Below are 12,461 nucleotides of genomic sequence, written 5' to 3' on the forward strand. Positions count from 1 at the left end.
ACGGTACCGCCCCCCTTGCCGGGGGCTCCGGGGGTTATCCCCGGAAGGGCACCGGCACCCGGCCCGCGATCACGCCGCCAGCTTGGCCAGCGCCGCGTCGATGCGGGAGAGGGTCTTCTCCCGGCCCAGGATCTCCAGGGACTCGAAGAGCGGCAGGCCGACCGTGCGGCCGGTGACCGCGACGCGGACCGGGGCCTGGGCCTTGCCGAGCTTGAGGCCGTGCGCCTCGCCGGCGGCGAGGACCGCGTTCTTGAGGGACTCCGGGTCGCTCCAGTCGGCGCCGTCGAGCTTCTCGCGGGCGGTGGTGAGCAGCGCGGCCGGCTCGCCCTTCATGGCCTTGTCCCACGAGGCCTGGTCGAAGACCGGCTCGGGGAGGAACAGGAAGTCCACGTTCTGCGTGATGTCGGAGAGGACCGTGACACGCGTCTGCGCGTGCGGGGCGATGGCCTCCCACGCCGCGCGGTCGAAGTCCTCGGGGGCCCAGTTGGCGTGCGGGGCCTGGAGCCAGGGCTCGCAGGCCGCGGCGAACGCCTTCACGTCCAGCATGCGGATGTGGTCGGCGTTGATCGACTCGGCCTTCTTGAGGTCGAAGCGCGCCGGATTGGCGTTGACGTCGGCGATGTCGAACTTCGCCACCATCTCGTCGATGGTGAAGATGTCCTGGTCGGCCGAGAAGGACCAGCCGAGGAGGGAGAGGTAGTTCAGAAGGCCCTCGGGGAGGAAGCCGCGCTCCCGGTAGAGGTTGAGGGAGGCCTGCGGGTCGCGCTTGGAGAGCTTCTTGTTGCCCTCGCCCATCACGTACGGCAGGTGGCCGAAGGCGGGGATCCCCTTGGCGACGCCCAGCTCGATCAGCGCCTTGTAGAGCGCGATCTGGCGCGGGGTGGAGGAGAGCAGGTCCTCGCCGCGCAGCACGTGGGTGATCTCCATGAGCGCGTCGTCGACCGGGTTGACCAGGGTGTACAGCGGGGCGCCGTTGGCGCGCACGATGCCGTAGTCCGGGACGTTGTCCGGGGTGAAGGTGAGTTCGCCGCGGACCAGGTCGGTGAAGGTGATCGGCTCGTCGGGCATCTTGAACCGGACGATGGACTCGCGGCCCTCGGCGCGGTAGCGCTCGATGCGCTCGGCGCTCAGGTTGCGGCAGGTGCCGTCGTAGCCGGAGGGCTTGCCGGCCAGGCGGGCGGCGTCGCGGCGGGCCTCCAGCTCCACGGCGGTGCAGAAGCAGTGGTAGGCGTACCCGCCGGCGAGCAGCTTCTCGGCGACGTCCTTGTAGATGTCCATCCGCTGGGACTGGCGGTACGGGGCGTGCGGGCCGCCGACCTCGTCCGGGCCCTCGTCCCAGGTGAAGCCGAGCCAGCGCAGCGAGTCGAGCAGCTGCTGGTACGACTCCTCAGAGTCGCGCGCCGCGTCGGTGTCCTCGATGCGGAAGACGAACGTACCGCCGTGGTGGCGGGCGAACGCCCAGTTGAAGAGGGCGGTCCTGACCAGGCCCACGTGCGGGTTGCCGGTCGGGGAGGGACAGAAACGTACGCGGACGTTCGCGTTAGCCACGCTTGATCACCTTGTTGGTGAGAGTGCCGATGCCTTCGATGGTGACGGCGACCTCGTCGCCGACGTTGAGCGGTCCGACCCCGGCCGGGGTGCCGGTGAGGATGACGTCGCCGGGGAGCAGCGTCATGGCCTCGGTGATGTGGACGACCAGGTCCTCGATGGAGCGGACCATGTCGCTCGTACGACCGAGCTGGCGCTGTTCGCCGTTGACCGTGGCCTGGATGGTGAGGTCGCTCGGGTCGAGATCGGTCTCCACCCAGGGACCCAGCGGGCAGCTGGTGTCGAAGCCCTTGGCCCGGGCCCACTGCTTCTCGCGCTGCTGGACGTCGCGGGCGGTGACGTCGTTGGCGCAGGTGTAGCCGAAGACGACGTCCTTGACGCGTTCGCGCGGGACCTCGCGGCACATGCGGCCGATGACGACGGCCAGTTCGGCCTCGTGGTGCAGTTCGTTGGAGAAGGAGGGGTACTCGATCGCGTCGCCGGAGCCGATCACCGAGGTGGTGGGCTTGAAGAAGGCGACGGGGACGTCGGGGACCTCGTTGCCGAGTTCGGCGGCGTGCTCCGCGTAGTTGCGCCCGATGGCGACGACTTTGTTGGGCAGCACGGGCGGCAGCAGCCGCACCTTGCCGAGCGGCACCTTGGTGCCGCTCAGTTCGAAGTCCGTGTACGGGATGCCCTTGATGATGTCGAGGACCAGGCCGCCGGACTCGACGGTTCCCTCGCCCTCGACGGCGCCGAAGGCGACATTGCCGTCGATGGAGAATCTGGCGATGCGCACGAGTGCTGTCGCCCCTCACTTGCTACTGGCTGGAGTCTGACGCTCCAGGCTAACGCGGCGAGGGGCGGCGCGAACCGAGCCCGGAAACGCTATTACTCTGCGGGCTGGAGGGCCTCGGGCGCGGTCATGAGGATCGTGCGGCGGGGGTTGGCGGTCTGGGCGGGGAGTTCGATCGTGTGCTCACGCTGTGCGCCGAGGTCGAGCCGCTCGGCGTCTTCGAGGTGTGCGAGCGTGGTGCGGCGGGGGTTGGCCGTGGAGCGGAGCAGCATCGTCGTCTTCATCGCGGTGTCAGACCTCTACAGAGTGGGGGCTGGTGTAAAGCGTCAGGCTAAACGCCCCATTCCCTTCGAATGCATGGCTCAGACAGCGATTCGGGTGTGAGTTTGCTCACCAATGAGTGGGCAAATCCAGGCATTACGGACCGCCTTCAGAGGTCACGGAAACGGACAATGCGTAGCTGAACGCTTCATTCCGCTCCTGATCATCGCGACTGGGACACTCGGCCCGCGTAAGCCTTTGGAGGTAATAAGTCCGATTCCTCCATGATCATGTTCTACGTCGGGTGACAGAATGTTCACGGTTTGTTATCCCGTAGGTGGCCCGAGACGCGGCTCTTGTTGGAGATCCGGCACTGTGCTGGAATTCCACGCACCGCGCGGGTTTCAAGCCGGCGCGCAGGGGCGCAACGCAGCGCCGGGTGAGCGGCGGGAAGGGGGATCTGCGCCGGTCACCGACGACCACCATGGGGCGCACTCGTGTCCCACGACGCCGACACCGTCTGTTCCGCTCACGCGGAAGGACGCCTGGTCCAGAGGTTGCGACGCTAGTGCAGGGACGTTTCAAGAGGGATGGCATGGGGTCCCCCCAGGCCCGTCAGGGCCGAGGGGATGCTGCGGCGGAGCAGGAGCGCGCTGCCGGGACCGACCGCGGTTCCTCGGCCCAGCACGCCCAGAACCAGGCGCAGGGACCGGCCTCCGAGGGTGGTGACGGCGCCGCGCGCAAGGGTGCCGCGAAGCCCGCCGCCGAGTCCGCGGCGGTGCCCCAGCTGAAGGCCGAGGTCGACGCCGGGCCGCGAATAGCCCTGCGGAACTGGCGCATCTCGACGCGCCTGGTCGCTCTGCTGACCCTTCCCGTGGTGGCGGCCACCAGCCTGGGCGGCATCCGGATCAGTGAGTCGCTCCAGGACATGGAGCAGCTGGAGCACATGCAGCTGCTCACCAAGCTGACCAAGGACGCGACGAAGCTCGCCGAGGCCCTCCAGGAGGAGCGCGACCTGTCCGCGGGTCCGCTGGCGAACCGGAAGTCGGCCAGCGACTACCAGGTCGCCAACCCCCGCAAGAAGACGGACCGCGCCCAGAAGGCGTTCATGGACGCCACCGCGGAGATCCCTGCGTCGGAGGGCGACGAGGCCCTGCAGGGCATCCGCCAGAACGTCAGCCAGATCGCGTCCCAGGTCGTCCTGATCGGCGGCATCCGGCAGGACGCCTACAAGCCCGGCGTCGCCCACTCGGTGACGGTCGAGGCGTACAGCCGGCTGATCCGTTCGCTGCTGAGCCTCTCCCAGGACATGGCGCAGGCGACCAGCAACCCGGAGATGATCAAGCGGACCCGGGCGCTCGCGGCGTTCTCGTCCGCCAAGGAGTACGCCTCCATCCAGCAGGCGATCATCGCCGCAGCGCTCCCCTCCAGCGACAGCAGGCCGGGCAAGCTGGAGCCGGGCGACCGCCTCTACGGCTACGCCGCCCAGCGCGGCGAGAACGTCGAGCTCAAGGCCTTCTCGTCCATCTACGAGTCGGCCGGCGGCGACGCCGACGACCTGACCGCCCCGCTCACCACCGGCAACCCGTCGATCGACGCCGCCGACAAGTACGCCGACCGGGTGCTGAGCAACGACTCCGGCATGGAGAGCCGCACGCCCCGCGGCCACCTGAACTTCACGGACGAGTACGGCACCAAGCTCGAGACGATGAGTCTCATCGAGGCCCACCTCCTCGGCCAGATGGAGGAGAAGGCCCGTGAGCTGCGCCAGGAGTCGCAGCGCGAAGCGATCATCAACGGTGCCTTGATCGTCCTCGTCCTCGGTGTCTCCCTCATCGGCGCCTTCGTCGTGGCCCGGTCCATGATCCGCTCGCTGCGCCGGCTCCAGGACACCGCCACCAAGGTCGCCCAGGAACGTCTGCCCGAGCTCGTCAAGCAGCTCTCCGAGGCCGACCCCCAGGACGTCGACACCTCCGTAGAGTCCGTCGGTGTGCACTCCCGGGACGAGATCGGCCAGGTGGCCGCGGCCTTCGACGACGTGCACCGCGAGGCGGTCCGCCTCGCCGCCGAGCAGGCTCTGCTGCGGGGCAACGTCAACGCGATGTTCACCAACCTCTCGCGCCGCTCCCAGGGTCTGATCCAGCGTCAGCTCTCGCTCATCTCCGAGCTGGAGTCCCGCGAAGCCGACCCGGACCAGCTCTCCTCGCTCTTCAAGCTCGACCACCTCGCCACCCGCATGCGGCGTAACGGCGAGAACCTCCTCGTCCTCGCCGGTGAGGAACCGGGGCGTCGCTGGACCCGCCCGGTCCCGCTGGTCGACGTGCTGCGCGCCGCCGCCTCCGAGGTGGAGCAGTACGAGCGCATCGAACTGTCCTCCGTCCCGGGGACCGAGGTCGCCGGCCGGGTCGTCAACGACCTCGTGCACCTCCTCGCCGAGCTGCTGGAGAACGCCACGTCGTTCTCCTCGCCGCAGACCAAGGTCCGGGTCACCGGTCACGCGCTGCCCGACGGCCGCGTGCTCGTCGAGATCCACGACACCGGCATCGGCCTCTCCCCCGAGGACCTCGCCGCGATCAACGAGCGGCTCGCCTCGCCGCCCACCGTGGACGTCTCGGTCTCCCGCCGCATGGGCCTGTTCGTGGTCGGCCGCCTGTCCCTGCGGCACGGCATCCGGATCCAGCTGCGCCCCTCCGACTCGGGCGGTACCACCGCGCTCGTCATGCTCCCCGTCGATGTCGCCCAGGGCGGCAAGAAGCCGGTGCCCAAGGCGGGTTCCGGCGGCCAGGGCGCGATGCCGCAGGGTCCCTCCGCTCCCGGCGGCCGGCTCCCCGGTGGCCCCGGTGCGGCCGGCGGCCCCGGCGGCGCCGGTGGTGGCCGTCCCGGTCTCGGCTCCCCGTCCGCCCCCGCCGGCCTCCTCGGCGGCGGTGCCGGTGCGGGCGGCGCGCGTGGCCAGGTCGGCGCGGGCAACGGTCCGCGGGCCGCGCTGCCCGGCCGGGACGGTGCTCCGCAGGGTCAGGGGCAGCACCAGGCCCCCGCGCCCGCCCCCCAGCCGGCGCAGACCGCCCAGATGCCGCAGGTCTCCGCGGAGCCGCAGCGCCCCGCCGCCGGCGGTCTCGGCGGCGGGGCCCAGCGGGCCATCCCGTCCCGTACGGACGTCTGGGGCGGCCAGGGCAACAAGAGCAACCAGAACAGCCAGGGCCAGCCCCCGCAGCCTCCGCAGTCGCAGCAGCACCACCCGGGCCAGCAGGGCCAGGGGCAGCAGGGTGGCGCTCGTCCCGGCCAGAACCCGCGCGCCGAACTCCCCGGCGGCGCCCCGCAGCAGCAGCGTCCGCAGGCCGCGAGCTGGGGCACCGACCAGGCGCAGCCGGTCCGCCGCCCGCGGCAGGAGCCGTCCCCGCTGGACGCGCCGCGCGGCCACGAGGAGCCGGAGACCACGGGCCGGTACGCCCGTCCGGCGTCGCCCCAGGCCCCCGGTTCCACCGGCGGGTTCACGGGCCCGGACCTCGGCGGCCGTCCGCAGGCTCCCCAGCAGTCGCCCCAGGCGTACCAGCCCCCGGCGCAGGACCCGGCGGCCACCGCCCAGTTCGCGCGCCCCGACTTCGGCGCGCAGCAGCAGGCACCGCAGGGCTACCAGCAGCAGGCCCCCCAGCAGCAGGGCCCGGCCCCGCGCCGGGGCGGCTCCGACTACGGCGCCCCGCGCCCGGCCGGAAGCCTGCCGCAGCAGCCCCAGCAGTCTCAGCAGCCCCAGGTGCAGCAGCCCCGTCAGCCCGAGGCCCTGCCTCCGGCGAGCGGGTCGGGCGACGGCCGTACGCCGCTGTACGACACGCTGGAGACCAACTGGTTCCACGGTCAGGCCCAGGAGCAGGGCCGGCAGGACGGCGGCCGGGTCCCGGACGCCGAGCAGACCATGCAGACCCCGGTCGTGCCGCAGCCGTCCGCCGCTCCGGCGCCGCGGCGTCCCTCCGCCCCCCAGGGCGGCGACGGCGGCCAGCAGGCCGCCCCCGCCTCCTGGCGGACCTCCCCCAACGACGAGTTGGTGCGCCAGGCCGAGCGGGTGCGCAAGCCCGCGGCCGGCGGTGTCACCACCTCGGGGCTGCCGCGGCGGGTGCCGCGCGCCAACCTCGTACCCGGGACCGCACAGGAGCAGGCCCACACGGCCGGCCCCCAGGTCTCGCGTGCACCCGACGACGTCCGCGGGCGGCTCACCAATCTGCGCCGCGGTATCCAACAGGGCCGCCAGGCCGGTAACTCGACCACGGGTAACCACCACCTCGGCCCGACCCACCAGCAGGAGCGTTAGTTGAGCGCGATGAGCCAGGCGGCGCAGAATCTGAACTGGTTGATCACCAACTTCGTGGACAACACCCCCGGGGTGTCCCACACGGTGGTGGTCTCCGCCGACGGCCTGCTGCTGGCCATGTCGGAAGGGTTTCCCCGTGACCGTGCCGATCAGCTGGCGGCGGTCGCGTCCGGACTGACCTCGTTGACCGCGGGCGCGTCCCGCATCTTCGAGGGCGGCCCGGTCGCACAGACCGTCGTGGAGATGGAGCGCGGCTTCCTCTTCCTGATGTCCGTCTCCGACGGCTCCTCGCTGGCCGTGCTCGCGCACCCGGAGTGCGACATCGGCCTCGTGGGCTACGAGATGACGCTGCTGGTCGACCGGGCCGGCAGTGTCCTCACCCCGGACCTCCGTGCGGAGCTCCAGGGCAGCCTGCTCCACTAGCCCCGCCCGACGGCGCGGTACGCCCCTCCGTACCGCACCGGGCACACACACCGTCCGGCCGCCCCCATTCGGCCCCCCACCGGCCCCATCAGACGGCAGACTTCTTGCTGTCACGCCCGGAGGATTCATGACCCCGCCCCCCGCCTCTCACGATCCGTACGGCGCCTCACTCGACGAGTCGTACGGATATGAGGGCGACCAGCCGCTGGTACGTCCGTATGCGATGACCGGCGGCCGGACCCGGCCGCGTTACCAGCTCGCCATCGAGGCGCTGGTCAGCACCACGGCCGACCCGGCGCACCTCGCCAGTCTGCTCCCCGAGCACCAGCGGATCTGCCACCTGTGCCGTGAGGTCAAGTCGGTGGCCGAGGTCTCGGCCCTGCTGTCGATGCCGCTCGGTGTCGCCCGGATCCTCGTCGCCGACCTGGCGGAGGCGGGCATGGTGGCGATCCACCAGCCGGGCAACGGAGAGACCGGCGGCACGCCGGACGTGACACTGCTCGAAAGGGTGCTCAGTGGACTTCGCAAGATCTGACGGCGGTACCGGCTCCCAGGGCCGGGCGACCACCAGCGCCAAGATCGTGGTGGCGGGTGGCTTCGGCGTGGGCAAGACCACGTTCGTCGGCGCCGTCTCGGAGATCGACCCGCTGCGTACCGAGGCCGTGATGACCTCGGCCTCGGCCGGCATCGACGACCTCACGCACACCGGGGACAAGACCACCACGACGGTGGCGATGGACTTCGGCCGCATCACGCTGGACCAGGACCTGATCCTGTACCTCTTCGGTACGCCGGGCCAGGACCGCTTCTGGTTCATGTGGGACGACCTGGTCCGCGGCGCCATCGGCGCCGTCGTGCTCGTGGACACGCGGCGGCTCGCCGACTGCTTCCCCGCGGTCGACTACTTCGAGAACAGCGGCCTGCCGTTCGTCATCGCGCTGAACGGCTTCGAGGGCCACCAGCCGTACACTCCGGACGAGGTCCGCGAGGCGCTGCAGATCGGACCGGGCACGCCGATCATCACCACCGACGCCCGCCACCGCGCGGACGCCAAGGGCGCGCTGATCACGCTGGTGGAGCACGCTCTGATGGCGCGACTCAAGTAGGCGAACGCATACGGCAGTTGTCGTACGCCTCTCTGGGGGCGGCCTGTGTCCTTTGACACGGTCCGCCCTCGCGTTCATAACGTTTCGACAGAGAATTGGTGAGCCACGGACACCCGACGCATCCGTTCGGTACCACTGTGCTCACATGAGCCCCGCCTTTTGACGGGGCTCGTTCTTTATGCCCGTTTTATCTTCGGCCTCGAGTCGTGAAAGCGCCCGCTCAGCGCTGTTTGGAGGGGACCCCCTTCACGTGCTGCAATTCATGAACTCCCGAGTAGTACGGCCCTGACAGAAACACCGGCACAACGTAGGTGCCGACGCCGAGAGGTTGTTGGTCGAGTGAGGCGAAGCAAGGAAAGCTCCGCGGAGCAGCAGGCGCGAGGCAACTTCACACCGCCTGCGCGCACGGTGGCGTCTCCCGCCGACATCGCTGCCACGCCTGTCCCGCCCCCGGCCCGCAAGGGCAGCTCCAGCAAGCTGTCCCCGCGCAACTGGCGTGTACCCACCAGGCTGAACGCCATCCTCCTCATACCCGTGCTGGTCGGCCTCGTCATGGGCGGCTTCCAGGTGAAGGGGTCGATCGACACCTGGCAGGAGGCGCAGAACGCCGAGAAGACGGCGCTCATCGTGCGCGCCGCCTCGGAGTACAGCCAGGCCCTGCTGAACGAGCGCGACCTCACGGCCGCTCCGCTCCTGAAGGCCACCTCCGCGAAGGACCGCGAGAGCCAGGAGGTCGCGCAGGCGTACGCCGCCAGCGACGCCGCCGCGGTGAAGTTCGAGCAGGCCACCAAGGACATGCCGGAGGGCGAGGGCCTGGAGCGCCGCCTGAAGCTGTTCAAGGACAAGGAGCCGAACCTCAAGAAGCTTCGCGAGGTCGCGTACACCAAGGCCATGGACCCGGTGCAGACCCAGCTCGGGTACACCGACGTCCAGCACTACCTGATGGAGTTCTCCAACGAGCTCGGGCTCGGTACGGGCAACATCACCAGCTACGGCCGTACCGTCTACGCCATCCAGCTCGCCAAGGCCGCCGAGTCGCTGCAGCGCTCGATCGGCATGCAGCTCCTGGTGCGCCCCAGCAAGTCGGACGCGGTCTTCGCCCAGCAGTCGGTGGCGTTCAACTCGTACAACTACCTGGAGCAGATCGCCCTCGGCGAGTACCAGTCCGGCGGCACCCAGGCGGATGTGGACCGTCTGAAGCAGGTCATGACCGAGAAGGCCACCGAGGGCGCCAAGAAGCTCGAGGCCGCCGACCTGAACCCGCCCAAGGGCACGGAGGACGGCTCGGTCTACACCGGGATGGCGAAGGCGATCGGTTCGGCCGAGGACGCCGACGCGATCGAGGACCTGCGCAAGCAGGACGTCACCCCCGAGACCTGGATGGGTGCGGCCACCGCCAAGTTCGACGGCTACACCGAGGTCGAGAAGGAGCTCGTCGACAAGGCCGTGAACGAGGCCTCCGCGATCTCCGACGACGCCCGGACGGACGCCTTCCTCAACGGTGGCATCGTCGTCATCGCGCTGCTCGCCGCGTTCATCCTGGCCGGGATGATGGCCCGGCAGATGAGCCGCTCGATGCAGCAGCTGCGCACCGCCGCCTTCGGCATCGCCGAGCAGCGCCTGCCGATGCTGGTCGACCAGCTCTCCCGCACCGAACCCGGCCGGGTCGACACCCGCGTCCAGCCCATCCCGATCGACTCCCAGGACGAGATCGGCGAGGTCGCCCGCGCCTTCGACCAGGTCCACCGCGAGGCCGTCCGGCTCGCCGCCGAGCAGGCCATGCTCCGCGGCAACGTCAACGCGATCTTCACCAACCTCTCGCGCCGCAACCAGTCGCTGATCGAGGGCCAGCTGACCCTCATCACCGACCTGGAGAACAACGAGGCGGACCCGGACCAGCTGGAGAACCTCTTCAAGCTGGACCACCTGGCCACCCGTATGCGGCGCAACGGCGAGAACCTCCTCGTCCTCGCCGGCGAGGAGCCCGGCCGCCGCTGGGACCAGCCGGTGCCGCTGGTCGACGTGATGCGCGCCGCCTCCTCCGAGGTGGAGCAGTACGAGCGCATCGAGCTGGCCGGTGTCCCGGAGGCGGAGATCCACGGCCAGGCCGTGACCGACCTCGTGCACCTGCTCGCCGAGCTCCTGGAGAACGCCACCACGTTCTCCTCGCCGCAGACGAAGGTCCGCGTCACGGCCACCCGGCTGCCCGACGGCCGGGTGATGGTCGAGATCCACGACAAGGGCATCGGTCTCACCGCCGAGGACTTCGCGGACATCAACCACAAGCTGGCGAACCCGCCCACCGTGGACGCCGCCGTCTCGCAGCGCATGGGCCTGTTCGTGGTCGGCCGACTGGCCGACCGGCACGGCATCCGGGTCCAGCTGCGTCCCTCGGGCGAGCAGGCCGGTACGACCTCGCTGGTCATGCTGCCGGACGCGATCACCCACGGTGGCGGTGGCGAGGCGCTGCCGCAGGACGACTTCACCGTCTCGCAGATGATCCCGCAGCAGCAGACGCAGTCCTTCGAGCCCGTGCAGCAGCCGATGCGGACCGCGGCCGAGCTCGGCTTCGACGACTCCCGCTACGAGCAGCCCGGCGAGGGCCGGCCGCTCGACCCGGTCAACCGTTCGCTGCTGCGCGAGGAGCGGCGGGCCGCGCTGGAGGCGCAGGCGCAGGGCGGCGACCGTCCGCTGTTCCGGGACGAGCTCGACCCGGAGCAGCAGGGGTACGTACAGCACGAGCAGGAGCAGGAGTACGCACCGGAGCAGGGGTACGTACAGGAGTACGCGGCCGACTTCGGTCAGCAGGCTCAGCAGCACGGCGGCTACGACTACCCGCAGCAGGGCTACGACGAGTACGCCCAGCCCGTCGGCGACTACGGACAGGCCGCGCAGTCCGGCTATGCGGAAGCCGCCTACCAGGGTGGGGACAACGCTCAGGCGCAGTACGACGGCGGCTATGACGCCCAGTCCCAGCAGGGCGAGTGGGCGGATCAGGGCGCGTACCAGGGTGGCTACGAGCAGCAGTACCAGGCGGAAGCGGAATCTGCTTCGGACGCTCCCGAACAGGCTCCTGACCGCGTAGGCTTCGACCGTCCGGGTCCCACGCCGAACCCGGCCCCGGACGCCGGCCACGCGCTGACCGACGCCGGTCTGCCGCTCCGTGGCAGCACGGCCGCGCAGGCGCCTCAGCCCGCGCAGCAGCCGCTGCCCACGCGGGCGGCCCCGCAGCCGGCGCAGCAGAACGAAGCCGACGGCACCGAGGAATGGCGCTCGACCAACGACGAGCGCTGGATGCGGGCCGAGAAGCTCCGCGAGCCGAAGGCGGGCGGGGTCACCTCCTCCGGCCTTCCGCGGCGCGTCCCGAAGGCCAATCTGGTCGAGGGGACGGCGGAGCAGACCCCGCAGGGTGGCCCCCAGGTCTCCCGCGCCCCCGAGGACGTGCGAGGCAGGTTGAGCAACCTGCGCCGTGGCGTCCAGCAGGGACGCACCGCGGGAACGGACACGAACGGATCGGGCCTCGGCCCGGGCAGTACCTACAACCAGGAGCGTTAGTGTGAGCATGAGCCAGGCGGCGCAGAATCTGAACTGGTTGATCACCAACTTCGTGGACAACACCCCCGGGGTGTCCCACACGGTGGTGGTCTCCGCCGACGGACTCCTGCTGGCGATGTCCGAGGGTTTCCCCCGGGACCGAGCCGACCAGCTGGCGGCCGTCGCCTCCGGACTGACCTCGCTGACCGCGGGCGCGTCCCGGATCTTCGAGGGTGGTGCGGTCAACCAGACCGTCGTGGAGATGGAGCGCGGCTTCCTCTTCATCATGTCGATCTCGGACGGCTCCTCGCTGGCCGTACTCGCGCACCCGGAGGCGGACATCGGTCTCGTGGGCTACGAGATGGCGCTGCTCGTCGACCGTGCGGGCAGCGTGCTGACTCCTGACCTCCGGGCGGAGCTTCAGGGAAGTCTGCTCAACTAACAGACAGACAGTGCGTATCTCGCCACCGCACCGTAAGGTGCGGTGGCGCGGCTCCACAGGGACATGGACCGC

General features: G+C 70.4%; 9 protein-coding genes. 6 read left to right on the forward strand and 3 right to left on the reverse strand.

What is annotated here, in order from left to right:
• Nucleotides 1-69: 69 nt before the first annotated feature.
• From gltX to ACWDX6_RS03635, 3 genes are all read right to left on the reverse strand, one after another.
• Nucleotides 70-1,548, reverse strand: a complete 1,479-nt coding sequence (gene gltX, locus ACWDX6_RS03625) for a glutamate--tRNA ligase (RefSeq protein ID WP_451483291.1) — start codon at nucleotides 1,546-1,548, stop codon at nucleotides 70-72.
• A complete protein-coding gene (locus ACWDX6_RS03630; protein WP_451483292.1) occupies nucleotides 1,541-2,326 on the reverse strand; it encodes a fumarylacetoacetate hydrolase family protein in 786 nt (261 codons plus the stop codon). The genes gltX and ACWDX6_RS03630 overlap by 8 nt, the downstream gene beginning before the upstream one ends.
• A gap of 92 nt (nucleotides 2,327-2,418) precedes the next feature.
• Nucleotides 2,419-2,607: a hypothetical protein gene (locus tag ACWDX6_RS03635; RefSeq protein ID WP_403294607.1), complete on the reverse strand. Its 189-nt coding sequence runs from the start codon at nucleotides 2,605-2,607 to the stop codon at nucleotides 2,419-2,421.
• Nucleotides 2,608-3,179: 572 nt separating this feature from the next.
• Between ACWDX6_RS03635 and ACWDX6_RS03640 the strand changes: the two genes are divergently transcribed.
• From ACWDX6_RS03640 to ACWDX6_RS03665, 6 genes are all read left to right on the forward strand, one after another.
• Entirely contained in the window at nucleotides 3,180-6,884 is a 3,705-nt protein-coding gene (locus tag ACWDX6_RS03640; RefSeq protein WP_451483293.1) for a nitrate- and nitrite sensing domain-containing protein, read from the forward strand.
• 9 nt (nucleotides 6,885-6,893) lie between these two features.
• Complete coding sequence (locus tag ACWDX6_RS03645) at nucleotides 6,894-7,307, forward strand: roadblock/LC7 domain-containing protein (protein WP_030325548.1); 414 nt, start codon at nucleotides 6,894-6,896, stop codon at nucleotides 7,305-7,307.
• Nucleotides 7,308-7,434: 127 nt separating this feature from the next.
• A complete protein-coding gene (locus tag ACWDX6_RS03650; RefSeq protein WP_356894192.1) occupies nucleotides 7,435-7,842 on the forward strand; it encodes a DUF742 domain-containing protein in 408 nt (135 codons plus the stop codon).
• Nucleotides 7,823-8,413 carry a GTP-binding protein gene (locus ACWDX6_RS03655; RefSeq protein WP_356894194.1) on the forward strand — a complete coding sequence of 197 codons (591 nt, stop codon included), beginning with the start codon at nucleotides 7,823-7,825 and terminating at the stop codon, nucleotides 8,411-8,413. The genes ACWDX6_RS03650 and ACWDX6_RS03655 overlap by 20 nt, the downstream gene beginning before the upstream one ends.
• Before the next feature lie 339 nt (nucleotides 8,414-8,752).
• Nucleotides 8,753-11,968, forward strand: a complete 3,216-nt coding sequence (locus tag ACWDX6_RS03660) for a nitrate- and nitrite sensing domain-containing protein (protein ID WP_451483294.1) — start codon at nucleotides 8,753-8,755, stop codon at nucleotides 11,966-11,968.
• Between the two features lie 7 nt (nucleotides 11,969-11,975).
• Entirely contained in the window at nucleotides 11,976-12,389 is a 414-nt protein-coding gene (locus ACWDX6_RS03665; protein WP_005311461.1) for a roadblock/LC7 domain-containing protein, read from the forward strand.
• The last annotated feature ends 72 nt before the right edge of the window (nucleotides 12,390-12,461 follow it).

This window comes from Streptomyces sp. NPDC003027 (assembly GCF_053591435.1).